This is a genomic window from Polynucleobacter sp. 73C-SIWE (genome assembly GCF_018882465.1).
Taxonomy (GTDB): Bacteria; Pseudomonadota; Gammaproteobacteria; order Burkholderiales; family Burkholderiaceae; genus Polynucleobacter.
The window spans coordinates 760,701-783,805 of sequence record NZ_JACVOK010000001.1; the positions used below are offsets into that span (position 1 = coordinate 760,701).

The 23,105-nt window shown below is 46.0% G+C and carries 22 protein-coding genes and 1 other RNA gene; 11 read left to right on the forward strand and 12 right to left on the reverse strand.

Going from position 1 to position 23,105, the window contains the following annotated elements:
• The first annotated feature begins 6 nt into the window (after positions 1–6).
• From ICN17_RS04015 to rnpB, 3 genes are all read left to right on the forward strand, one after another.
• Positions 7–1,350 carry a glycerate kinase gene (locus tag ICN17_RS04015; protein ID WP_216236234.1) on the forward strand — a complete coding sequence of 448 codons (1,344 nt, stop codon included), beginning with the start codon at positions 7–9 and terminating at the stop codon, positions 1,348–1,350.
• A gap of 2 nt (positions 1,351–1,352) precedes the next feature.
• A complete protein-coding gene (pyrC, locus tag ICN17_RS04020; protein WP_216236235.1) occupies positions 1,353–2,411 on the forward strand; it encodes a dihydroorotase in 1,059 nt (352 codons plus the stop codon).
• Between the two features lie 56 nt (positions 2,412–2,467).
• Positions 2,468–2,774, forward strand: an RNA gene (rnpB, locus tag ICN17_RS04025) — RNase P RNA component class A.
• Here the strand turns inward: rnpB and ICN17_RS04030 are convergent.
• A complete protein-coding gene (locus tag ICN17_RS04030; protein WP_216236236.1) occupies positions 2,775–3,197 on the reverse strand; it encodes an OsmC family protein in 423 nt (140 codons plus the stop codon).
• A gap of 417 nt (positions 3,198–3,614) precedes the next feature.
• On the opposite strand from ICN17_RS04030, the gene rplM reads away from it, so the two are divergent.
• The 4 genes from rplM (at position 3,615) to erpA (ending at position 6,094) form a co-directional block, all read left to right on the forward strand.
• Positions 3,615–4,043, forward strand: a complete 429-nt coding sequence (rplM, locus tag ICN17_RS04035) for a 50S ribosomal protein L13 (protein WP_068949468.1) — start codon at positions 3,615–3,617, stop codon at positions 4,041–4,043.
• Between the two features lie 9 nt (positions 4,044–4,052).
• Positions 4,053–4,454, forward strand: a complete 402-nt coding sequence (gene rpsI / locus ICN17_RS04040) for a 30S ribosomal protein S9 (protein WP_015422033.1) — start codon at positions 4,053–4,055, stop codon at positions 4,452–4,454.
• 138 nt (positions 4,455–4,592) lie between these two features.
• On the forward strand, positions 4,593–5,651 hold the full coding sequence (gene argC / locus ICN17_RS04045; RefSeq protein ID WP_216236237.1) for an N-acetyl-gamma-glutamyl-phosphate reductase: 1,059 nt from the start codon (positions 4,593–4,595) through the stop codon (positions 5,649–5,651).
• 68 nt (positions 5,652–5,719) lie between these two features.
• On the forward strand, positions 5,720–6,094 hold the full coding sequence (gene erpA / locus ICN17_RS04050) for an iron-sulfur cluster insertion protein ErpA (RefSeq protein ID WP_087908592.1): 375 nt from the start codon (positions 5,720–5,722) through the stop codon (positions 6,092–6,094).
• 12 nt (positions 6,095–6,106) lie between these two features.
• Here erpA and ICN17_RS04055 read toward each other — a convergent pair whose 3' ends face one another.
• Complete coding sequence (locus ICN17_RS04055) at positions 6,107–7,234, reverse strand: anhydro-N-acetylmuramic acid kinase (protein ID WP_216236238.1); 1,128 nt, start codon at positions 7,232–7,234, stop codon at positions 6,107–6,109.
• 73 nt (positions 7,235–7,307) lie between these two features.
• Between ICN17_RS04055 and tyrS the strand changes: the two genes are divergently transcribed.
• The gene (tyrS, locus tag ICN17_RS04060) at positions 7,308–8,540 is read left to right on the forward strand and encodes a tyrosine--tRNA ligase (RefSeq protein ID WP_216236239.1); all 1,233 of its coding nucleotides are present in this window, start codon (positions 7,308–7,310) and stop codon (positions 8,538–8,540) included.
• On the opposite strand, the gene ruvB is transcribed toward tyrS, so the two are convergent.
• From ruvB to ICN17_RS04110, 10 genes are all read right to left on the reverse strand, one after another.
• Entirely contained in the window at positions 8,537–9,607 is a 1,071-nt protein-coding gene (gene ruvB, locus ICN17_RS04065) for a Holliday junction branch migration DNA helicase RuvB (RefSeq protein ID WP_216236240.1), read from the reverse strand. The two genes, tyrS and ruvB, sit on opposite strands and share 4 nt — an antisense overlap.
• A 27-nt stretch (positions 9,608–9,634) precedes the next feature.
• Positions 9,635–10,216, reverse strand: coding sequence for a Holliday junction branch migration protein RuvA (gene ruvA / locus ICN17_RS04070; RefSeq protein WP_087908588.1), 582 nt, complete (start codon positions 10,214–10,216; stop codon positions 9,635–9,637).
• A 35-nt stretch (positions 10,217–10,251) separates the two neighbouring features.
• The gene (ruvC, locus tag ICN17_RS04075; protein ID WP_216236241.1) at positions 10,252–10,770 is read right to left on the reverse strand and encodes a crossover junction endodeoxyribonuclease RuvC; all 519 of its coding nucleotides are present in this window, start codon (positions 10,768–10,770) and stop codon (positions 10,252–10,254) included.
• A gap of 22 nt (positions 10,771–10,792) precedes the next feature.
• Positions 10,793–12,373 carry a bifunctional phosphoribosylaminoimidazolecarboxamide formyltransferase/IMP cyclohydrolase gene (purH, locus tag ICN17_RS04080; protein ID WP_216236242.1) on the reverse strand — a complete coding sequence of 527 codons (1,581 nt, stop codon included), beginning with the start codon at positions 12,371–12,373 and terminating at the stop codon, positions 10,793–10,795.
• A 45-nt stretch (positions 12,374–12,418) separates the two neighbouring features.
• Positions 12,419–12,658: a helix-turn-helix domain-containing protein gene (locus ICN17_RS04085; RefSeq protein WP_087908585.1), complete on the reverse strand. Its 240-nt coding sequence runs from the start codon at positions 12,656–12,658 to the stop codon at positions 12,419–12,421.
• A 41-nt stretch (positions 12,659–12,699) separates the two neighbouring features.
• Positions 12,700–13,716 carry a tRNA dihydrouridine synthase DusB gene (gene dusB, locus ICN17_RS04090; RefSeq protein WP_216236243.1) on the reverse strand — a complete coding sequence of 339 codons (1,017 nt, stop codon included), beginning with the start codon at positions 13,714–13,716 and terminating at the stop codon, positions 12,700–12,702.
• A gap of 142 nt (positions 13,717–13,858) precedes the next feature.
• Positions 13,859–15,016 carry an FAD-dependent monooxygenase gene (locus tag ICN17_RS04095; RefSeq protein WP_216236244.1) on the reverse strand — a complete coding sequence of 386 codons (1,158 nt, stop codon included), beginning with the start codon at positions 15,014–15,016 and terminating at the stop codon, positions 13,859–13,861.
• 9 nt (positions 15,017–15,025) lie between these two features.
• Positions 15,026–16,390 (reverse strand): Xaa-Pro aminopeptidase, encoded by a 1,365-nt coding sequence (gene pepP, locus ICN17_RS04100; protein ID WP_216236245.1) that lies wholly within the window; start codon positions 16,388–16,390, stop codon positions 15,026–15,028.
• Entirely contained in the window at positions 16,383–17,099 is a 717-nt protein-coding gene (gene murU / locus ICN17_RS04105; RefSeq protein WP_216236246.1) for an N-acetylmuramate alpha-1-phosphate uridylyltransferase MurU, read from the reverse strand. The genes pepP and murU overlap by 8 nt, the downstream gene beginning before the upstream one ends.
• Before the next feature lie 9 nt (positions 17,100–17,108).
• On the reverse strand, positions 17,109–18,113 hold the full coding sequence (locus tag ICN17_RS04110; RefSeq protein WP_216236247.1) for an aminoglycoside phosphotransferase family protein: 1,005 nt from the start codon (positions 18,111–18,113) through the stop codon (positions 17,109–17,111).
• Between the two features lie 33 nt (positions 18,114–18,146).
• On the opposite strand from ICN17_RS04110, the gene ICN17_RS04115 reads away from it, so the two are divergent.
• From ICN17_RS04115 to pdxA, 3 genes are read left to right on the forward strand one after another with little or no spacing between them, the layout of a single operon-like run.
• Positions 18,147–20,669, forward strand: a complete 2,523-nt coding sequence (locus ICN17_RS04115) for an LPS-assembly protein LptD (protein ID WP_216236248.1) — start codon at positions 18,147–18,149, stop codon at positions 20,667–20,669.
• A 17-nt stretch (positions 20,670–20,686) separates the two neighbouring features.
• Entirely contained in the window at positions 20,687–22,120 is a 1,434-nt protein-coding gene (locus ICN17_RS04120; protein ID WP_255538280.1) for a peptidylprolyl isomerase, read from the forward strand.
• Complete coding sequence (pdxA, locus tag ICN17_RS04125; protein WP_216236250.1) at positions 22,095–23,102, forward strand: 4-hydroxythreonine-4-phosphate dehydrogenase PdxA; 1,008 nt, start codon at positions 22,095–22,097, stop codon at positions 23,100–23,102. The genes ICN17_RS04120 and pdxA overlap by 26 nt, the downstream gene beginning before the upstream one ends.
• Positions 23,103–23,105: the final 3 nt, after the last annotated feature.

Here is a 23,105-nt window from a genome sequence, read left to right on the forward strand (position 1 = left end):
ATCTGGATGACTCAAGACAATACCCAGCAAATTTCTACTGAAGGCATTTTAAAAAATGCCTTTGCAGCTGCTGTGGCTGTGGCTGATCCTCAAGTCATCGTCCCACAATATTTAGCGAAGATATTTCCGATTGGCGAGGAGCCTAAAGGTAGATGCTTAGTGGTGGGGGCCGGCAAGGCTAGTGCTTCAATGGCTAGCGCATTTGAGGCTTATGCAAAAAAACATTGGCCTCAAGTCAATCTAGAGGGCGTAGTGCTAACCCGTTATGGACATGCATCACCTACAAGTCATATTCAAATTATTGAAGCCGGTCATCCGGTGCCTGATCAGGCAGGGATGGATGGTGCTAAAGCGATCTATGCATTAACTCAGCAATTAGAACCGGGCGATGTACTCATTGCCCTCGTTTCTGGTGGTGGCTCAAGCTTATTGACCTTGCCGCAAGAAGGCATCACGATTGATGACATGCGCAAGACCACAGAGGCTTTATTGCGAAGCGGTGCCCCGATTGAAGAGATGAATATTGTTCGCAAACATTTATCTGCAATCTTGGGAGGCAATTTAGCAAGGGTTGCTATAGCCCGTGGCGCACGTGTAGAGGCATTACTAATATCTGACGTGACTGGTGATTCGCCAGCAGATATCGCTAGTGGGCCCTGTGCAGCAGACTATTCCACTTACCGAGATGCCTTAGCTATCTTTGAAAAATATGGCTTAGGTAAAAATGACATTCCTGCATCCGTTCTCAATCACCTGCAGCAAGGGCTTGTAGGAGAAAAACCAGAGACCTTAAAAGATGCTGATTTGGTAAATGCCCAAGTAGCTAATCATGTCATTGCCACTGCTTATAAAAGTTTAGAAGCCGCAGCAGATTATGTTCGTAGTCAAGGCTATGAAGCTATTGTTCTGGGAGACACGATTACTGGCGAAGCACAAACAGTTGGCGTGACTCAGGCACAACTAGCTAGAGAACATGTATCTCAACTAACTGATAAACCGCTGGCATTGATTTCTGGTGGTGAATGTACAGTCACCATCCCTGCTGGCGTTAAAGGTCGAGGAGGTCGTTGTAGTGAATACCTCCTCTCACTTTTTGCTGCCTCAAAAGATTTATCTAATCTAGCAGCCTTAGCTGCGGATACCGATGGTATTGATGGCAGTGAAAAAAATGCGGGTGCATGGTTTACAGGTGATATTCGCAAAGCTAGTTTGGATCAGGGAATGATGCCGGAGTCATTCTTGTCTGCCCATGATTGCTATGGCTTCTTTGCAGAATTAGATGCTTTAGTGGAAACTGGTCCTACACTTACCAATGTGAATGATTTCCGCATCATTTTGCTCAATAAATAAACATGCCTAACAGCCCAACACAAATCGAACTGATTCAGCCAGATGATTGGCATTTGCATATCCGTGATGGCGAAGTGATGAAGGATGTCTTGGCTGATACTGCACGTCAGTTTGCTCGTGCGATCATCATGCCGAATTTGAAGCCGCCAGTTACCACTGTAGATCTGGCAAATGCATATCGGGCGCGAATCGAAGCGAGTCTGAAGTCTCTGGGCGTAACTAGCTTTACACCATTGATGACCCTGTATCTCACAGACAATACTTCTGCCGATGAAGTGCGTAAAGCTAAAGAACAGGGCATTACCGGAATCAAGCTATACCCTGCGGGTGCTACTACCAATAGTGATTCAGGGGTAAGTGATATCAAGCATTGCTATAAAGCTTTGGAAGCAATGCAAGCTGTCGGAATGCCGCTCTTGGTTCATGGTGAAGTGACTCATGCTGATATCGATATCTTTGATCGTGAAGCGGTGTTCATTGATACTGTTCTTGAGCCTTTGCGTAAAGTTTTTCCTGAACTGAAAATTGTGTTTGAACACATTACGACTAAACAAGCAGCACACTATGTTCGCGACGCTGCGACTGGTGGAAAAAATACCATTGCCGCTACCTTGACTCCACAACATTTACTGATGAACCGTAATGCCATTTTTTCTGGTGGGATTCGTCCGCACAATTATTGCTTGCCTGTGCTTAAGCGTGAAGAGCATCGTGTGGCATTGTTAGAGGCTGCTACTAGCGGTAATCCTCGTTTTTTCTTGGGCACTGATAGTGCGCCGCATGCCAAAGGCGCTAAAGAGGCAGCCTGTGGTTGTGCTGGTTGCTATAGCGCGTTTAATGCTCTTGGCTTATATGCAGAGGCATTCGAGAGTGCCGGAAAATTAGATAAGTTAGAGGGATTTACCAGTTTCTTTGGTCCAGATTTTTATCATTTGCAGCGCAATAGTAAAAAAATTATCCTCGCTAAGCAGGCTCAAAAAATTCCTACTGAGCTACCGCTAGGCAATGACACAGTTGTTCCGCTACGCGCTGGCGAAACGATCGCCTGGTCTCTCGTTTAAATACACCCCTACCTTTTACAAGCCAATTTACTCTGACTGCGTTAGACTGCAGGCGCAGAGTCAATTGGGCAATCGCCGCCTCTTTATTGAGGGGGAGGAAAGTCCGGACTCCATAGGGAAGGGTGATGGCTAACGGCCATCCACGGCGACGTGAGGAATAGGGCCACAGAGACGAGCGTATTTAGTTACGGTGAAACGCGGTAACCTCCACCCGGAGCAATCCCAAGTAAGCAGGCGATGAGGCGTCCCGCTGAGTCTGCGGGTAGGGAGCTTGAGCCGTCAGGTAACTGCCGGCCTAGAGGAATGATTGCCCCTAGATGCAAATCTAGGCGACAGAATCCGGCTTATCGATTGACTCTGCACTTATTCTGAAATGACTTCAATGCTGTAAGTCAGTTCTGCAGTTTTGGCGAGCATGGTGGTGGCTGAGCAGTATTTTTCGTGGGAAAGCTTTACGGCACGATCCACTTTAGCTTGATCAAGGTCTTTGCCTTTTACTGTGAAGTGCAAATTGATCTTCGTAAAGACTTTGGGGTCCTCAGTGGCTCTTTCGGCCTGGAGGGTTACGTCACAAGCAGAAATAGCCTGTCTGGCCCTTTGTAGGATTAAAACCACATCAAATGCTGAGCAGCCCCCAGCGCCAGCCAAAAGCAGCTCCATCGGTCTTGGAGCCAAGTTTCTGCCGCCCGCTTCGGGTGCTCCATCCATATTGACAAGGTGGCCACTGCCTGTTTCTGCAGAAAAAGCCATGCCGCTATTACCTAACCAAGATACTCGACATTCCATATTAGTGACCCCTAACTTACTAAATTAATCAATATTATCAATAGTTTACCAATAATGACGTACTTTGGTCAGGAGGTATTTTTGGTCAAAAAACGTCAAAAACTTGATTTTGGTCAATATTCTTGCATCGCACCATCGTTATCTATACAATAACCATATTGGTAGTCAGTCTTGTATAAGACTGCGACTTACCACCCAGTGTCTCCTCCACCCAAACAAAGGTGGATTCCAACCCAGGACTAGTTCCTGGGTTTTTTTTGGGTTACAATTCAAGGCTTTACTGAATTACCGAACTAGTCAGCGGTAGTTGATTTACCAGTTAGATTGCCGAATCTGCGAGCTTGCAAACATAAGCAGGGCCAAGGTGGACGCGGTGTGATTGGAGTAATTTTTTTGACAATAACAATTTGAGAAATCATGAAAACTTTTTCCGCAAAATCCCATGAGGTAAAGCGTGAATGGTTCGTGATTGACGCTACGGACAAAGTCCTCGGTCGTGTCGCCAGTGAAGTGGCACACCGTCTACGCGGCAAGCACAAGCCTGAATTCACACCACACGTTGACACTGGCGACTTTATCGTCGTGATCAATTCATCTAAGCTGCGTGTCACTGGCACCAAAGGCTTGAACAAGATTTATTACCGTCACAGTGGATACCCAGGTGGTATTAGCTCGACTAACTTCGACAAGATGCAAGATCGTTTCCCAGGTCGCGCTTTGGAGAAGGCTGTGAAGGGTATGTTGCCAAAAGGCCCACTAGGCTATGCCATGATCAAGAAATTGAAAGTTTATGGCGACGCTAATCATCCGCACACGGCTCAACAGCCTAAAGCGTTAGAGATTTAAGGAAACCAAATGGCTATTAATTACGGAAATTGGAATTACGGTACTGGTCGCCGCAAGAGTTCTGTTGCGCGCGTTTTCATTAAATCTGGCAAAGGCGAAATTACTGTTAACGGTAAGCCTATCGATGCTTATTTTGCTCGTGAAACATCACGCATGATCGCTCGTCAGCCTTTGGCTCTCACAGCCCACTTAACGACCTTTGATATCAAAGTGAACGTTTCTGGTGGCGGTGAAACTGGCCAAGCTGGTGCAGTTCGTCACGGTGTTACTCGTGCATTGATCGACTACGACAATGCCTTGAAGCCAACTCTGTCTAAAGCAGGTTTGGTTACTCGGGATGCTCGTGAAGTTGAGCGTAAAAAAGTTGGTCTGCATGGCGCACGTCGTCGTAAGCAGTTCAGCAAGCGCTAATTTCTTTCAGTCGCTTAGTTTTATTGAAAGGGTCGCGCAAGCGGCCCTTTTTGTTTCTACAATAAGTGAAATAGTAGGAATGTTGTATTAATCTACGTAAGGCAGATTAATGACGGATGCGGTATTTTGGAGAAAGACATGATTAAGGTTGGCATCGTTGGTGGCACAGGTTATACCGGGGTTGAATTATTGCGTTTGTTGGCGCAACACCCTGATGTAAAAATTGTTGCTATTACTTCTCGTACAGAAGCTGGCATGCCAGTAGCTGAGATGTTCCCATCCTTGCGTGGCCGTGTTGATCTGAAATTCACGATACCAGATGAAGCTAAATTAAATGAGTGTGATGTGGTGTTCTTTGCAACACCACATGGTGTAGCTATGGCGCAAGCAAAAGAATTGCTGGCAAATAATGTGAAGATTTTGGATCTAGCCGCAGACTTTAGATTGAAGGATGTCAAAGAGTTTGCTAAGTGGTACGGCATGGAACATAGCTGCCCAGAAATTTTGGCTGAAGCTGTTTATGGCTTGGCTGAAATTAATCGTGAAGCAATTAAAAAGGCGCGCGTGGTTGGTTTGGCTGGCTGTTACCCAACTTCCGTTCAACTTGGCCTTGCACCTTTGTTATCACCAAAATCTACTGGTGGTAAACACTTGATTGATGGCACCCACATCATCTCTGATTCGAAGTCAGGCACTTCTGGTGCTGGACGTAAGGCAGAGATTGGCACATTACTAGCTGAGGCAAGTGATAACTTTAAGGCTTATGGCGTTAAGGGCCACCGCCATCTTCCAGAGATTGTGCAGGGTTTAAAAGCTATTGCTGGTCATGACCAAATTGGTCTGACATTTGTGCCCCATCTCACACCGATGGTGAGAGGTATTCATTCGACTTTATATGTGCGCTTAACTGAGGCTGGTAAGGATGTTGATTATCAAAAGCTTTATGAAAACTTTTATCAAGATGAGCCATTTGTGGATGTAATGCCGGCTGGTAGCCACCCAGAAACACGCTCTGTTAGGGGTAGCAACGGCATCCGGATTGCAATTCATCGTCCTGGTGGTGGTGATACTTTGGTTATTTTGGTGGTGGAAGATAACCTAGTGAAGGGCGCTTCAGGCCAGGGCGTACAGTGCATGAATTTGATGTTTGGCCTGCCAGAAACTACAGGCCTGACCCAGATTGCGGTTTCCCCATAAAGACCCTTCAGCAGGCTGGGAATTAAAAGCCTAAAATGAATCATCGCTTTTTGAATTAGGAGTAAATCATGACCGAATTAGCTACGCAAACAGCACAAGATTTAGCTGAGCCACCAACCCCATTGGTGTTTACGGATAGTGCCGCTGCAAAAGTGGCCGACTTGATTGCTGAAGAAGGTAATCCAGAGTTGAAGTTGCGCGTATTCGTACAAGGTGGCGGTTGCTCAGGTTTTCAGTATGGCTTCACATTTGATGATGCCGTCAATGAGGATGACACCCTCTTTGAAAAGAATGGCGTTACCCTTCTAGTAGATTCAATGAGCTTCCAATATCTAGTTGGCGCTGAGATTGATTACAAAGAAGATATCAACGGATCACAGTTTGTGATTAAGAACCCAAATGCCACAACGACTTGTGGTTGCGGCTCTTCTTTTTCTGCTTAAGGAAATCCGAAACTACGCAGGGTAGCAGGCACCTAGAATTCTAGGACCCTTCGCTCCTGTAACGGCCGGCAAATTTGCTGGCCGTTTTTCTTTATGGGCCCAAGCAAGCCACGCAAAAGCAAGGCCTTCAACGAGTTGCGGATCAATGCCAGCAGAGTCACTTGTCGTAATTTCTATGGATCCTTTGAACACATGCTGCGCTTTGACTTTGAGTAAATTCATCAAGGCGTTATTTCGAGCGCCACCCCCACAAACAATTAGCGTATGGGTTTGCGGGGCATGACGTAGCAAGGCCTCTAAGGCGGAATGTGCAGTTAAATGTAATAGTGTTGCCTGTACATCTTCAGCATGATGATTGTCTTGCCCCATTTTTTCTTGCAACCAAGTAAGATGAAAATCATCTCTTCCAGTACTTTTCGGTGGCGCTTTTATAAAGAAGGGATCAGACAGCATCTTTGTCAGAAGCACTTCATTCACTTTTCCTTGCAGCGCCCAATTACCATTTTCATCAAAGGTATTACCTTGATGCTCATGTATCCAAGCATCCATCAACATATTTCCAGGACCACAATCAAAACCGGTGACTTCACCATCCTTGGGTAGGAGCGTGAGATTGGCAATGCCGCCGATATTCAAAATTGCCAAATTTTCTGGTGATTGAAATTGTTGCGCATGAAAGGCTGGTACCAATGGTGCACCGTGACCACCTGCAGCGACATCACGACTTCTAAAATCCGCGACGACATCGATACCAGTCTTTTCTGCCAGGAGGGCAGCGTTCAGTGTTTGGTGCGTATAGGCCATATCTCCAAGGTGTGGCTGATGACGAATGGTTTGGCCATGCGCACCAATGGCGGTGATATCTGAGGGCTGCAAATTTGCTTTTTTAAGTAATTGATTTACTGCCTCTGCATAAGCTAAGGCTAGGGCATTACCAGCCTGTTTCTCCCGATGAAGCTCATTGGGACCGGGGCTTTGAAGGTCAAAAAGGGCTTTGCGAAGCTCGGGACTGAAGGAGGTACTCACCGCATCCAGTGCACTAGTTTCCCCGTTGGGCCCAATCTGGGCTAGAACAGCATCTATCCCATCCAGGCTAGTGCCGGACATAAGGCCAATGTAGAGGGAGTGCGGTTTGTTCATCTAGTTCTCAGGAATGCGACAATTATGCTTAACAATTTAAATACTAAATAACTGTATCAGCATCCGAATCAGTATGACGGCAAAACCAGAACAAAAATATCCTTTAACCCCTGAAGTGTTTGCGGCACTTGAAGTCACTAAGCGTGGCTGTGATGAACTTTTGGTTGAAGCCGATTGGGTGCAAAAACTGGCTCGTAGTCAGGCCACTAAGACTCCGCTTCGGATTAAGCTGGGTTTAGATCCAACCGCGCCTGACATTCATTTGGGGCACACCGTTGTTTTAAACAAATTACGTCAGTTACAAGATTTAGGTCACACCGTTATTTTCTTGATTGGCGATTTCACCAGCATGATTGGGGATCCATCCGGTCGTAATGCAACTCGACCTCCGTTGACAGCAGAAGAAATTGCAGTCAATGCAGAGACCTATTATCGTCAAGCGAGCATGGTGCTCGATCCCTCTAAAACGGAAGTGCGTTACAACAGTGAGTGGTGTGATCCCTTGGGCGCGCGCGGCATGATTCAGTTGGCAGCAAAACATACAGTGGCTCGCATGCTAGAGCGCGATGACTTTACGAAGCGTTATCGCAATGGCGTACCCATTTCTATTCATGAATTTTTATACCCATTGATGCAGGGCTATGACTCTGTTGCACTTAAGAGTGATTTAGAGCTGGGCGGTACAGATCAAAAATTTAATCTTCTGGTTGGCCGTGAGCTCCAGCGCGAGTATGGCCAGGAGCCACAATGTATTTTGACGATGCCACTCCTAGTTGGTTTGGATGGCGTTGAGAAGATGAGTAAATCTAAAGGCAATTACATTGGCATCAGTGAGTCTGCTGGAGAGATGTTTGGCAAACTCTTGAGCATCTCTGATGACTTGATGTGGGATTACTTCACATTGCTCTCATTTAGACCAATGTCCGAAATTGATTTGATGAAACAGGAAGTGGTTGCTGGACGGAATCCAAAAGATTGCAAGGTACTTCTCGCACAAGAAATCGTCGCACGTTTTCATTCACAAGCTGCTGCAGAAAAAGCGCTAGAGGACTTTAATCACCGCGCTAAAGGCGGTGTGCCTGATGAGATTCCAGAAGTAAATCTTACTGGGGCACCTATGGCAATCGCTAACCTTTTAAAGGCTGCAGGGCTAGCCCCGTCAACTTCTGAGGCTAATCGCAACATCGAGCAAAACGGTGTGAAGGTTGATGGCGTAACCGTTAGTGACAAGCAAGCAAAGATTGAAGCAGGAACTTATGTTGTGCAAGTCGGCAAACGTAAGTTTGCTAAAGTGACGCTGGCTTAAATATCTAGGCTAGCAGTGCTGCTTGGAGGCGTTAAGCCAAAGTGCTCATAAGCTTGGCGGGTAGCAATTCGGCCACGTGAAGTTCTTTGCAGGTATCCCTGCTGAATCAAGTACGGCTCAAGAACATCTTCAATCGTGTCGCGTTCTTCACCGATAGCTGCAGCCAAGTTATCAATTCCAACAGGCCCCCCATCAAATTTATGCAAGATGGCTTCGAGCAGTTTTCGGTCCATCACATCAAAGCCGCTAGGATCGACATCCAGCATTTTCAGAGCTGCGTCAGCCATGGCTTTGGTGATAGTGCCAGTACCTTTAACTTCTGCGTAGTCACGAACTCTTCTGAGTAAGCGGTTGGCAATACGTGGAGTACCGCGCGCACGCTTTGCAATTTCTACTGAACCTTCTGGATCAATATTTGCCTTCAGTAAGCTGGCTGAGCGGTTAATGATTTTGGTGAGCTCTTCTATAGTGTAGAACTCAAGTCTTGCCACGATGCCAAAGCGATCGCGCAACGGGTTAGTGAGCATGCCAGCGCGTGTCGTTGCGCCGATCAAAGTAAAGGGTTTGAGATCAATCTTGACGCTACGAGCTGCGGGCCCTTCACCAATCATGATGTCTAGGCTGTAGTCTTCTAATGCAGGGTACAGAATCTCCTCAACGACTGGAGAGAGGCGATGAATCTCATCAATGAAGAGCACATCATTTGCCTCTAAGTTGGTGAGTAAGGCAGCAAGGTCGCCGGGTCTATCGAGAACTGGTCCGCTAGTTTGACGTAGATTTACCCCAAGCTCTCTAGCAATGATATGCGCTAGAGTAGTTTTACCAAGCCCTGGAGGTCCAAAAAGTAGAACATGATCCAGCGCCTCTTGACGTGCTCTAGTCGCGCTAATAAAGATTTCTAATTGGGCACGAGCTTTAGTTTGACCAACGTACTCATCCAACTGTTTAGGGCGAAGTGCTCTCTCAAAGACTGCCTCAGAATTACCCGCAGATCCGCTCACGATGCGATCATTACCATCCGGTAGATCTTCAGGAATAGCGCTTAGGTCGTCAGTGTGAATTGCCATACTGCAAGTGTAGTGGTGTTTATCTTATTAGGGCTTAGATAGATACTTCAAGCCCATCCGAATGCCGTCAGAAACCGAGGTATCAGGAGGGATTTGCTTGAGAGCCAAGAGAGCCTCTTTTTCTGAGTAGCCTAAAGCTAAGAGTGCTTGCAATACTTCGCTGCTAGCTTCTATTGCTTGCGGTTGGCCGGCGGTAATTCCCAAGTCTGGAGCCAGCTTTCCTTTGAGCTCTAGACAAAGGCGCTCAGCAGTTTTCTTACCAATGCCAGGTACTTGGGTTAAGCGCCCAGCTTCTTGCAAGGCAATCGCCTGCGCTAATTCATTGACACTCATACCAGATAGAACGGCTAATGCGGTTCTCGACCCAACACCGCTGATCTTAATGAGCTGTCTAAATGCCTCGCGTTCAGTTTCGGTGGCAAAGCCAAAAAGCTGCTGCGCATCCTCGCGCACTTGGAAGTGTGTGAGAAGGGTAATTTTTTGACCAGCTTGAGGTAATTGATACAAAGTGCTCATTGGTACATCGACTTCATAGCCGATGCCTTGACAATCAACCAAGAGCCGGGGAGGATGAACTGAAACGAGGGTTCCTTGAATGCGACCAATCATATAAAGATCTTAACCTGTAATGTGCTTAGGCATTTTTATTTACTACGTTTTTTAGGAGCCAAGGCGGTAGTAATTGCTTGCGGAATTTGTGTATGATGCGCGGCGCAGATAGCAACCCCTAAAGCATCTGAGGCATCTGGCCCTGGAGCGCGACTTAATCTGAGTAAACGTTTCACCATTTCTTGCACTTGAGGTTTAGCAGCTCGGCCCGTGCCCACAATAGCTTGTTTCACTCTGAGAGCACTGTATTCAGCAACGGGAAGTTTTTCAGACACTAATGCAGCGATTACTGCGCCCCTAGCCTGACCAAGCATAAGTGTCGAGCGTGGATTGACGTTTAGAAAGACTTCTTCAATCGCAGCAGACTCTGGACGGTATGTCTCCAGAACTTCTTTAACGCCGGCATAAAGGGCACCTAAACGTTCTGGCAGACCTTTGGCTGGATCGCCACTTTCGATTGTTCCCGAAGCAACGTAAGTGAGTTTTTGGCCATCAACATCGATAACACCGAAACCGGTGGTACGTAAACCTGGGTCGATTCCAATCCAACGCATAGAGGCTCGAATTATTTTTAGCTTAATGACGGAAGTGACGTGTGCCAGTAAAGATCATGGCAATACCATGCTCATTGGCTGCTGCAATAATCTCATCATCACGCATACTGCCTCCCGGCTGAATTGCGCAACTTGCACCACCGTTCACAACAACATCCAGTCCATCACGAAACGGGAAGAAAGCATCACTCGCTACTGCTGAGCCCTTCAGGCTTAAGCCTGCATTTTCAGCTTTGATACTTGCCATCCGCGCAGAGTCCACGCGACTCATTTGGCCTGCCCCAATTCCGAGAGTCATACCATTGGCACAGTACACAATCGCATTGGATTTAACAAATTTGGCAACGCGCCAAGCGAACATCATATCGTTCATCTCGCTTGGAGTAGGCTGTCTTTGGCTCACAACCCGCATTTCGCTTTGCAGAACATTTTTAGAATCGGGTGATTGCACTAGCAATCCACCGCCAACACGCTTGAAATCAAAATTATTAAATGCAGCACCCAAAGGAATCTCTAAAAGACGTACATTTTGTTTTGCAGCAAAAATCGCTTTAGCTTCGTCGCTAAAACTGGGGGCGATCAGCACTTCCACAAATTGTTTAGAGATAGCTTGGGCCGCAGCGCCATCGCATGGAACGTTGAAAGCAATAATTCCACCAAAGGCTGAGCTTGGATCAGTTTTGAAAGCCTTTTCGTAGGCCTCTAATGCCGTTGTGCCAACAGCTACACCACATGGGTTTGCATGCTTGATGATGACGCAGGCAGCAGCGCCACCAGTATTACCTGTAAAGCTCTTGACGCATTCCCAAGCGGAGTCCGCATCAGCGATATTGTTGTAAGAAAGCTCTTTACCTTGCAATTGTTTGTAGTTGGCAAGTGCCCCTTCTATAGGGTAAATATCTTTATAGAAAGCAGCTGATTGATGTGGGTTCTCACCGTAGCGCATCTCTTGAACTTTTTCAAAAGCAAGGTGCAAAGTTTCTGGATAAGAGGATCTGGCTTTGTGATCTAAGTCATCACCTAATGCAGAAAGATAGTTAGCAATCGCACCGTCATACTGTGCAGTATGCGCAAATACTTTCTTAGCGAGAGCTAAGTTGGTCTTATAAGAAAGCACATTCTGATTGGCTTTCATTTCAGCTAGGACAGGTGCGTAATCTTCAGGAGAAATGAGTACGGTGACATCCTGATGATTTTTAGCTGCGGCACGCAACATGGCTGGGCCGCCAATATCAATGTTCTCGACTGCATCTTCAAACGAACACGATTCTTTGGCAACAGTTTCATTGAAGGGATAAAGGTTTATTACCAACATATCGATGGTATCGATGCCATGCTCTTTAAGGGCTGCCATGTGCTCAGGGAAGTCTCTTCGTGCTAAAAGACCGCCATGCACCATGGGGTGAAGAGTCTTTACGCGTCCATCCAACATTTCCGGAAACTTCGTTAGGGAAGAAACCTCAACTACCGGTAGATTGTTCTCAGCTAAAAGCTTTGCTGTTCCGCCAGTCGAAATCAGTTTGATGCCTTGCTCGTGAAGAGCTTTAGCAAAAGGCACGATGCCATTTTTATCAGAAACGGAGAGAAGGGCTGTTCGGATCATATTTTCGGAAGGTTCTTAATGTTAAATAGTGTGTCGACGACTTACTTATTTGAGTATTTGATGCTCGACCAGCTTTTTATGTAGGGTATTGCGATTAATGCCAAGGTATTGAGCTGCCAGAGATTGGTTTTGTTTGGCATGTTGCATTACGAGTTCTAGCACTGGCTTCTCAACTACAGCCAATACCATTTGATAGATATCAGAGGGAGGTGTGCCCTTGAGATCATTTAAATAGCTTTGTAACTGGGTTTCAATACATTCGGTAATGGGGTGTTTATTGGTCATAATTTATCTACATGCTAAAAACGAAAAGAACTAAGGTGCAACTAAGCTGCTTCTAAAAAAAGTAAACGGTCTGAATGAGATTTCATCTCATCAAAATAATCATTCACCATTTGCAATTGCGTTTTGCAATCATCAGCAGTATTCATACGCTGACGAAATGCATGTGAATCACGTAAACCTTTGCAATACCAGCCAATATGTTTGCGAGCGGTACGTAAACCAATATGCTCACCATAAAACTCGTAATGATCAAGAAGATGGGCATTCATGATTGCCTGAATCTCGTTAATTTCTGGGGTTGGTAGCTTGCCACCCGTCTCAAGGTAATGATTGATTTCACGGAATATCCATGGGCGACCTTGGGCGGCGCGTCCAATCATGATGGCATCAGCGCCTGTAATCTTTAAAACAGCTTCTGCCTTTTCTGGACTACTGATATCACCATTAGCAACCACCGGAATACGCACATGATTTTTTACGGCGGTAATTGTTTCGTATTCTGCTTCACCGTGATACAGATCCGCTCTTGTTCGCCCGTGAACGGTGAGCATTGAGATACCAGATTGCTCTGCAAGGCGTGCAATCTCAATGGCATTTTTATGTTCGCGATCCCAGCCCGTCCGAATTTTTAAAGTTACTGGTACTGCATCGGGGCCAACACCAACTGCATTTACAACGGCTTCCAGAATTTGCTGTACTAGATGTTCATCTCGCAACAGGGCTGAACCCGCGGCTACATTACAAACCTTTTTGGCGGGGCAGCCCATATTGATGTCGATAATCTGTGCGCCGTGATCTACATTTATTCTTGCAGCAGCAGCCATCATTGCTGGATCTGCACCGGCAATTTGTACGGCGATGGGTTTGAATTCTCCAACGTGATTAGCACGACGTTGGGTCTTTTCACTTTTCCAAAGCAAGGCATTAGAGGCCACCATTTCGGATACGGCATATCCTGCACCCAATTTCTTGCAAAGCTGTCTAAATGGGCGGTCAGTCACCCCAGCCATAGGGGCCACAAATAGTCTATTTGCGAGTAGGTGGGGACCGATCTTCATCTATTGGGCTTAGTGTGGGAAGTGTCTTGCGGAAAGCATGACACTTTAGCACAAAGAGAGCTAAATCTGCCTAATTTTTAGGCAGATTCTTTGATTCTGGCAAAGCGAAGAATGCTTAGATTTTGAGGGCTTTTTAAGCCCTTTAGCGCCTGCCAAACATCATCTGGCGAGCTAAGGCTGTTTTGACTGGTGGAAGCCACTGCAGGGCGGATAAAGCCAATCCACGAGCCATCACGATTGGGACAAGATTAGAAGTAAATACTCGAGCCATAAAGTCTGTCAGGCCAATAGTAGTTGTTCTATCTGCTTTGCGACTTTGTGCATAGCTTTCTAATGCATGTTCAATTGCTACCGGAGTTTGGTTTTCCACTGCCCCTGAAAATACCCCAACTAATTTTTCAGCAAGTAAAAAGGCATCACGTAATCCTAAATTTAATCCTTGCCCTGCAACAGGGTGCAAAGTTTGTGCGGCGTTACCAATCCAAACTTCATTGTCTTTAGTAATTTCTTTACGGTAGTTCAGTCCTAACTCATACAAGCGACGATCTTGGATTTTTAGAAAGCGGCCGATACGTGAACCAAATTCTTTTTGTAGCGACTCCAGAAAGTCAGCATCACTTAATTGCAGGCGATGTTGCGATGACTCTGGAGATCCACACCAAACTAGATTCAAAATATGAGGACCAGAATGACTTGGAAGCACAGCTAATGGACCTTCAGAGGTAAAGCGTTCCCATGCCTGATAGGGCGCTGCATTTTCTACTTCAACTAATCCCACCAGGGCTGCCTGACCATAGTCTCGACCAGACTCAACCCAATCCTGCGTTTTAAATAAACCACCTTCTGCATGCACTATGCATTTAGTATTCGTACTGACAGGGCTGTCTTCTTTACCAATGTGTAGCCATTTGAAATGAGGGCTCTTGGTTTGAATGTTTCTTAAAGTTTGACGCAGTGTCATGTGAATATCGCGATAGCGAATGATGTGGCCTAAAGCTTCTTGATTGAGCTCTTCGCGTGTCATCAGAGCGCGACCAAATCGACCCGCCTGTGAAACGTGCACGCGATGAATATCAGCGCATTCAGTAGGCCAGGCATGAATTGTGTCAAGTAGAAGCTTGCTGCCATGAGACAGGGCAATACCCCGGCTATCAGCCGAAGCTAGATCGGCATCCTCTTTCGGATTTCGGTCTATGAGCGTGAGTTTTGCATCTGGAAATTTTTGTAGAGTCCATGCTGCACAAGCAAGCCCAACAGGCCCGCCTCCATGAATCAAGATGTCGCAACTAGATGTACTCATGGCTAATGTTTAAGCATTCTTCATCAGGGCTTCAATTTCATCAGCCTTCACTGCTACCCCGCGAGAGATTAATTCACAGCCAGAACTATTAATGACTGCATCATCTTCAATGCGAATGCCAATATTCCAGAAGGCTTCATCGATATCATCCGCAGGTCTTATGTATAAACCTGGTTCAATCGTAATAACCATGCCGTCTTTGAGGGAGCGCCAAGGCTTATCTTCTTTAGAGGAGCCTTCAGTTGGTTCACGATATGAGCCTACATCATGAACATCCATACCTAGCCAGTGTGAAGTACGGTGCATATAAAATCGTCGATAGGCACCAGTCTCGATTGCATTCTCCAATGAGCCTAACTCGGATAGTTTGAGAAGTTTTTCATCCAGCAAGCCCTGGGTCAGTACTTTGAGAGCAGCTTCGTGGGGTTGCATAAAAGTATTGCCTGGCTTAGCTACGGCAATTGCTGCTTCTTGTGCGACGAGTGTAATGTCATAAAGTGCGCGCTGAGGACCAGAAAACTTTCCATTGACTGGAAAAGTACGGGTGATGTCAGATGCGTATCCATCAAGCTCACACCCAGCATCAATTAAGCAGAGGTCGCCGCTGCGTAATTCGCTTGATCCAGCGCGGTAGTGCAGGATGCATGAGTTTGCACCTCCAGCTACGATGCTATTGTAGGCAACACTCTGAGCACCGCTATTACGAAACTCATGAAGCAATTCGGCCTCAAGCTGATACTCACGTATTCCGGGTTTGCACACTTGCATCGCTCGAATATGAGCGCAGGCAGAGATGGCTGCAGCACGGCGCATCGTATCAATTTCCTGCGCATCCTTGAATAAGCGCATCTCATGGATAAATGCCTCTACATCATGAAATTCAGAAGGTGGGTTAATGCCAGAGCGTGCTTGGCCACGAACTTGCTTCATCCAATGACGTAGGCGACGATCTGCTTCTGCACTTTCTGCTAGGCGGATATAAACCGCATCTTGATCAGCCAATAACTCACCAAGTTTGCGATCAAGCTCTTGATTACTGTACGCGTATTCAACACCAAGTACTGTTGGTGCAGCTTCAGGTCCGAGGCGGATCCCATCCCAAATTTCTCGCTCGGGATCTTTCGGTCTACAAAATAAATGGGATTGCACTTCATAGTCTTTGCCACTAGCTTTTACTACCATCACTAAAGTTGCGCCTGGTTCTTCAAAGCCAGTTAAGTAAAAAAAATCGCTGTCATGACGATAAGGAAATTCGCTATCGCGATTACGGGCGACTTCAGGCGCAGTCGAAATGACTGCAACACCGCTACCAGTTTTAGCGTGAATTTGTTTTGCTAGCGCATTTCTGCGTTCTTGATAAATTTTGTTATTCATAAGCTGCGTTGAGCTCTTGTAAACGTTGTGGAGTCCCTACATCGTGCCATGGACCGATATATTTTTCACCAGACACTTTATTTTGCTCCATTGCCTCCCTCAGTAGCGGTGCTAGCTTTGCCGGAAATCCGATTTCTAATGCTTTGAAGAGGTCCTGATGGTAGATGCCGATCCCTGAAAAAGTGAGCCTCTCTGCACCTTCTGAGGGCTTAGCGCTAACCTTTCCATCCTTAAGATAGAAGTCCCCGTCTGGGTGCTGAACTGGATTTGGAACCATGAGCAGGTGTGCCAACAATTGATTGGGCTGGCTGCGAAGGCTTGAGACTGCCTCTAAAAGTGACTGGACAGGTAGATTAGGGCTAAATACATCACCGTTAATCACCAAAAAATAATCCTCTGGCAAAAGCAAGGGAAGTGCCTTGCGAATGCCGCCCGCAGTTTCTAGGGCGTTACCTTCGGGTGAGTATTGAATACTGAGACCAAACTGTCGACCATCTTTTAGACTCTCTTCGATTTGTTCACCAAGCCATGCATGATTAATGACAACATTTTCAATGCCTGACTTAGCAAGAGCTTCAAGATGCCAAGCTAGTAATGATTTGTTTTGAATCGTCAGTAAAGGCTTTGGCAGACTATCAGTCAGGGGTCGCATCCGCTCGCCTCTACCAGCGGCAAGAAGAAAGCAAGGAAGAGAGCGGTTCTTGTTCATTCGTGTTTGCTAATTATTCTTGATTTGGCGGGTGGACTCCAAAATACGCGCTAATGGTTTTAGTTCGATATAGCGATTAGCAGTGGCGATTGCATATTCTAGTACTAGAGGAATATCTTTAAGGTATCCGTCCTTGCCATCACGATGAAAGAGCCTTGCAAAAATACCCAGAACTTTCAGGTGACGTTGCAAACCCATCCACTCAAAATCTCGATAGAACTGACCAAAATCACCCGGCATTGGAAGTTTAGCTTTACGACCCGCTTCCCAGAATTTAATAACCCAGTCAATCACACGCTCTTCAGGCCATGCTATGTATGCATCTCGCCATAAAGAAGCGGCATCGTAAGTAATCGGCCCATAAACAGCGTCTTGAAAATCGATCACGCCTGGATTATTTATTGCAGTCACCATTAAATTGCGCGAGTGGTAATCGCGATGAACATAGACTGTTGCTTGGGCTAGATTATTTTCAATAATGAAGTCAAAAGATTGTTTGAGTTGAGTTTGTTGTAGATCGCTTAATTGAATCTTGAGATGTTTCTTCAAATACCATTCAGGAAATAAATCTAATTCTCGTTGCAAGAGGGCTTGATCATACTGCGGAAGTACATCTGGCTTGCTAGCTAATTGCATTTGCACTAAAGCATGAGTTGCATCTGCATAAAGGTGATCTGCAGTTTCGCTATTAAGTCCTGAAAGAAAAGTTTTAGTGCCCAAATCATTCAATAAAAGAAAGCCTTCTGCAGTATTTTGTTCAAGTATTTTTGGGACGTTTAACCCGGCATTAGAGAGCAATAAATCCACTCGAATAAATGCGTCTAAAGGTTCATGCTCTGGAGGTGCATCCATCACGATTAAGGTCTCGAAATTGGGCTTTTGAGACTCAATACGGAAATAGCGTCTAAAGCTAGCATCTGCCGAGGCTGGGGCCAAAGTGGCGAGATCTAATTGCCAGCTAGGCTGCAGGGCTTTTAGCCAGTTGCGGAGGGTGTTTAAGCGAGAGTCAGTCATGGTCGATTCGTATAATAAGGCTGGTCTGGATCCATGAGTCATTATCGCCGTCGCGCCGGCCTTTGCGCCCCTCTTTTTTTAGCTATGACCCCGCGCGTAATCATGGGGGTGATATTGCTTCAATTCGCGTTGCCGATTCGGGCGCAGGCTCCTGCGCCATTACCCCCGTCCTCACAAACTTCTACAAACACAGTACTTTTGCCCGATCGTGGCAATGTGACCGTATTGAAGTTGGATGATCAGTTGCGCGTAGGCCGGCCAATTGAAGATGGCAAAGCCCTGACATTCACTTCTAGCGATGTAATCGATGGTGTAGTCGATCGCGATATGCATTTAAAGGGCCGTGCGCAAATTCGTCGCAATGGCGCAGTTCTGAAGGCTGATGAAATTACTTATGACCCCGATACTGATATCGCCGATTTAATTGGTAACGCAGAACTTTCCAAAGGAAATGTTGTCTTTAAGGGCCCCCAAGGACAATTTAAAGTTGATGCACGTGAAGGCGCGATGCAGGCTCCTAGCTATGAGCTCCGAGATAACAGGGGGAGTGGAAAGGCAAAAAAATTAACGATTGCAGGGCCTGATATTTTTGTTTTCGATAAAGCAACCTACACCACTTGTACTCCAGAAAATATGGATTGGTATTTCACGGTCGGCAGTTTAGAAATCGATAACGAGCAAAAAGAAATGGTTGGCACACATGGAGTGATGCGATTCTTTGATGTACCGATTGCCTATATTCCTTACTTCACGGCTCCGACAGGCGGGCAACGTCGTTCAGGACTGCTTGCTCCAGTTGCTGGCTATAACTCGAACAATGGTTTAGACATTACCCAGCCTTATTACGTCAATATTGCACCAAACCGTGATTTACTTTTATTGCCTCGTTATATGAATCAACGGGGCGTCATGTTAGGTGCGCAATACCGTTTCTTAGATACAAAATATGCCGGGACCCTTGGTGGCGAGTTCTTGCCATACGACAAGCAGACTGGTACTGATCGATGGAAATATGACTGGCAGCAACGACAAGCATTTACCGGAGGAGTTGGGCCGGGTGGTGTGCCATTGCCTGGTTCGTGGACAGGCTATGCGAATATGGCTAGAGTTTCAGATAATTTATATCCTACGCAATTTTCACAAAGTCTAGCAGGGGTTGTAACCAATCAATTCCGCCAAGAAGTTGGAACAACAAAGGGCCTTACTGGTAGTTTAAGTAATTGGAATGTATCCGCTAGAGCATTGACATTTCAAACTCTTCAGCCTGATCCTGCTGTCACTGTTCAGTCGCCTTATAACGTGTTGCCAAATGTTACTGCTACTTATAATAATCGTTTAACTCCGACAGCTTCAGACGTAAGCGGTAAGTATGTAACTTTGCCTACTGGCCCTGCAACTTCATTTTCTACGGACTTCACTCGCTTTGCGTACAACATTCAGGGACACCTAGCTGCTACTGCACCAGGCGTCTATAGCCAGGCCGATAGAACGGTAGTAAAGGGTGCAATGGCTTTGCCCCAAGTGACGCCCGGTTATTACCTTACGCCAAAGGTGAGCTTCCAATCAAATAGCTATAACGCAACTCCATTCAATACTGTTGGATTGGCTCCAGTTCAAGGTTTCACTATCCCTACATTTAGCCTGGACTCTGGAATGGCATTTGAGAGAGATGCAGCTGAGCTGAAAGGATTTTTTGGGCGCGATATGTTGCTGACAATGGAGCCAAGAGCTTTTTATGTTTACACGCCATATCAAAGTCAAGCGCAAACACCAATTTTTGATACGGCCGATGCTGGCTTTGGCGTGTCTCAAATTTTTGCTGAAAATACATTCATTGGTAACGATCGCATTGCTGACAGAAATGCGGCAACCCTGGGTATGACTAGCAGAATGATTGAAGCCAATACGGGCGCCGAGCGAGCCAGCGTAACTCTGGCACAACAACAACAATTTACTGGCCAGAAAGTAGGCTTAAACGGCAACATTGTGAATCCCTCAACCTATTCCGATACTTTGGGTTCTGCCTCAGTGCGATTACTTGGAAACTTCAGTGCTGATATGTTTGGTCAGTACAACACCCAGCTTAATCGCTTTGTGCAAACTACAGTGGGCGGAAGCTGGAGACCTACTCCTGGTAGAAGCCTGAATTTTGGCTATCGAAATGTCTGGTCACCACCAGTACAAGCATCGGTGCAAAATAATCAATCCTTTACTCCATCTGCAACCACTACTGATCAGTACAACATCTCAGGACAATGGCCACTCTCGCGCGAAGTCTCTGTATTAGGTCGGTGGGGTTATGATGCCTTAACCACTAAAACATTGAATACCTTGTTGGGCCTTGAGTGGACAAGAGATTGCTGGACATTCCGTAGCGTCTACTCACAAATACTCAATACCTCTCAAATAACCACTACCCAAATACTCTTCCAAATAGAATTTAGGGGCTTTGCTAGCGCAGGCAGTAGTCCAGTTGATATCATGAGGTTAAATGTACCTGGATATATGCCTACTTCAAAACCAATTCCACCCTCAATATATGAGAACTATCAATAATGCTTAGTAGGAACCTTTTGAAACAGATTTTGTCCGTCATCCTAGTATTGGGTACCACATCTTTTGCGGGCGTTGTCTACTCTCAAGACTCTTCGAAGACTGGCAATACAACAGATAGAAAAATTCGCAATATCGATGGCGTTGCTGCTGTGGTGAATACGGGTTATGTAACCCGAAAAGAAATCGATGACCGCATCATAGCTCTTCAGAAACAGGGGGTGAAGTTGCCTGATGCTGATAACTTAAGAAAATTGGTATTAGAGCGCCTGATTATCGAAAAAATTCAACTACAGAATGCCGAGCAAGAAGGCATTATGGTTACCAACAAAGAGCTAGAAAAAATTATTGGCGATATTGCTGATAAAAATAAATTGAGTTATGCCGAGTTCAAAGCCAGGGTCATAGGTACAGGGATGACGTTTGAGCGCTATAAACAGACTTTGCGTGAAGATATTATCTTGAGCCGTTATCGCGAGCGAGCAGTAGAGGCTAAGATTAAGATTTCAGATGCAGAGATAGATAATTTCATCACAGAGCGTATGCGCGCTATGGCTGGTGGTGGCGATCAACGTCCTGCATCACCCGCAAAAGGTGGGCCCGAAGAAATTGATGTTGCGCAGATTTTTATTGCAGTAGATGCAGGTGCAAGTGTGAGCATTCAAGCTGAAGCAAAGAAGCAGGCTGAGGCCTTACTGCGCGATGCAAAAGGTGATATGGATTTTTTACAACTTGGTGCCGCCGCTGCAAAAGCCAACCCTAAAATCAAATTTCAAGATTTGGGTTACCGCAGTCCTGATCGTTTGCCTCAACTTTTTTATGAGGCTATTCGAAATACTGGTGGCGGACAAGTTGCTAATGCGGTAGTGAAGAGTCCAGCGGGATATCACATCCTCAAGGTTTTGGATCGCCGCGCAATAGGCGTAGCCCCCGCTCAGCAATCCGGGTCCCAAGAGTCTGTACCGACAACACCCCAAAATATTCCGATTACCCAAACGATGTCCCGTCATATTTTGTTGAAAAATAGAGCGGGATTAACGGATCAAGACGCAGAGAGACGCTTGCAAGGCTATCGTGATCAAGTACGCGCCAAAACTGCTGATTTTGTTGAGCTTGCTAAAAAATACTCTGAAGATGGCTCGGCTGCAAATGGCGGTAATTTGGGTTGGATGGGTCCCGGAGATTTAGTTCCTGAATTTGAGCAGGCAATGAATCGACTTCAAATTGGTGAGATAAGTAATCCAGTGAAGTCTGAGTTTGGTTGGCACTTGATTCAGGTATTAGAGCGTCGCGAGGCACAATTAACAGTAGAAAAGCAGCGAGAATTTGCGCGTGCAGCTATCCGTGAAAGAAAATTCGAACAAGCTTATCAGGATTGGATTCGTGAATTGCGCGATACAGCAACCGTCAAAATCTTGAATGCAGAAGATGCAGCCGACGCCGCACTTCGTTAAATTAGTAATCACTACTGGTGATCCTGCTGGTATCGGACCAGAAGTTTCGCTGGCCGCAGCAAAAGATTTTTTGACTGAACAGCCTAATGTCCAGATTACTTTATTGGGTGATGCAAGTTTATTTAAAGATTCTTCAGGCAAAAGTCTGAACACTCCTGAGTATTTGAAGATTGAGTCAATTTCACTGGGCGCACCTAGTATCCCTGGCGTATTAAATCCTGCCAATGCACGATACGTCCTGAATCTTCTGGATCGTGCTAGCGATGCTTGTCTGCATGGCGATTTCGATGCGATGGTTACGGCCCCAGTTCAAAAGAGCTTAATCAATAATGCTGGTATTCCTTTTACTGGACATACCGAATATTTGGCCCAGCGCTGCAACACACAGCATGTTGTCATGATGTTATGTGCTCCGTTGCCTGCTGGTTTCTTGAGAATTAAATCGCAGAGAGATTTAAGAGTTGCTTTGGCAAGCACTCATCTTCCCCTGAGGGACGTCTCAACCTCTTTAAGTTATGAGCTCTTGCTTGAAACGATTCAAATAGTAAACGCAGATTTGCGTGAAAAATTTGGCATCGCCAAGCCGGTGATTCGCGTTGCTGGCTTAAATCCGCATGCTGGTGAGTCTGGTTATTTAGGCCGTGAAGAAATTGAGATGATTGCACCAGCAATTGAATCTGCTAAGCAGCAAGGCATTGATGTTTCTGGACCGTATCCTGGAGATACTATGTTTGATACTTCTGCGCTCGAGTATGTTGATGCGTTTATAGCGATGTATCACGATCAAGGGCTAGCCCCGTTTAAGTTTGTCACTTTTGGTGGTGGGGTGAATGTGACTTTGGGCTTGCCGATTATCAGAACATCAGTAGATCATGGAACTGCTTTGGATATTGCTGGAAAAGGAATTGCTGATTCCAGTAGCATGTTAGAGGCTCTTCGTTTGGCTTATGCGCTCGCTCTGAGCCAAAGAAAGCTAAGCTAGGGA

Coding starts and splice junctions, on each gene's coding strand:
- pepP (WP_216236245.1), bottom strand. CDS start 16,390: ATGAATAACAAAATTTATCAAGAACGCAGAAATGCGCTAGCAAAACAA.
- ICN17_RS04015 (WP_216236234.1), top strand. CDS start 7: ATGACTCAAGACAATACCCAGCAAATTTCTACTGAAGGCATTTTAAAA.
- ICN17_RS04110 (WP_216236247.1), bottom strand. CDS start 18,113: ATGACTGACTCTCGCTTAAACACCCTCCGCAACTGGCTAAAAGCCCTG.
- erpA (WP_087908592.1), top strand. CDS start 5,720: ATGACCGAATTAGCTACGCAAACAGCACAAGATTTAGCTGAGCCACCA.
- tyrS (WP_216236239.1), top strand. CDS start 7,308: ATGACGGCAAAACCAGAACAAAAATATCCTTTAACCCCTGAAGTGTTT.
- ruvA (WP_087908588.1), bottom strand. CDS start 10,216: ATGATTGGTCGCATTCAAGGAACCCTCGTTTCAGTTCATCCTCCCCGG.
- pdxA (WP_216236250.1), top strand. CDS start 22,095: ATGCAGCCGACGCCGCACTTCGTTAAATTAGTAATCACTACTGGTGAT.
- rplM (WP_068949468.1), top strand. CDS start 3,615: ATGAAAACTTTTTCCGCAAAATCCCATGAGGTAAAGCGTGAATGGTTC.
- purH (WP_216236242.1), bottom strand. CDS start 12,373: ATGATCCGAACAGCCCTTCTCTCCGTTTCTGATAAAAATGGCATCGTG.
- ICN17_RS04055 (WP_216236238.1), bottom strand. CDS start 7,234: ATGAACAAACCGCACTCCCTCTACATTGGCCTTATGTCCGGCACTAGC.
- ICN17_RS04115 (WP_216236248.1), top strand. CDS start 18,147: ATGAGTCATTATCGCCGTCGCGCCGGCCTTTGCGCCCCTCTTTTTTTA.
- dusB (WP_216236243.1), bottom strand. CDS start 13,716: ATGAAGATCGGTCCCCACCTACTCGCAAATAGACTATTTGTGGCCCCT.
- argC (WP_216236237.1), top strand. CDS start 4,593: ATGATTAAGGTTGGCATCGTTGGTGGCACAGGTTATACCGGGGTTGAA.
- ICN17_RS04030 (WP_216236236.1), bottom strand. CDS start 3,197: ATGGAATGTCGAGTATCTTGGTTAGGTAATAGCGGCATGGCTTTTTCT.
- pyrC (WP_216236235.1), top strand. CDS start 1,353: ATGCCTAACAGCCCAACACAAATCGAACTGATTCAGCCAGATGATTGG.
- ICN17_RS04095 (WP_216236244.1), bottom strand. CDS start 15,016: ATGAGTACATCTAGTTGCGACATCTTGATTCATGGAGGCGGGCCTGTT.
- rpsI (WP_015422033.1), top strand. CDS start 4,053: ATGGCTATTAATTACGGAAATTGGAATTACGGTACTGGTCGCCGCAAG.
- ruvB (WP_216236240.1), bottom strand. CDS start 9,607: ATGGCAATTCACACTGACGACCTAAGCGCTATTCCTGAAGATCTACCG.
- murU (WP_216236246.1), bottom strand. CDS start 17,099: ATGAACAAGAACCGCTCTCTTCCTTGCTTTCTTCTTGCCGCTGGTAGA.
- ICN17_RS04085 (WP_087908585.1), bottom strand. CDS start 12,658: ATGACCAATAAACACCCCATTACCGAATGTATTGAAACCCAGTTACAA.
- ruvC (WP_216236241.1), bottom strand. CDS start 10,770: ATGCGTTGGATTGGAATCGACCCAGGTTTACGTACCACCGGTTTCGGT.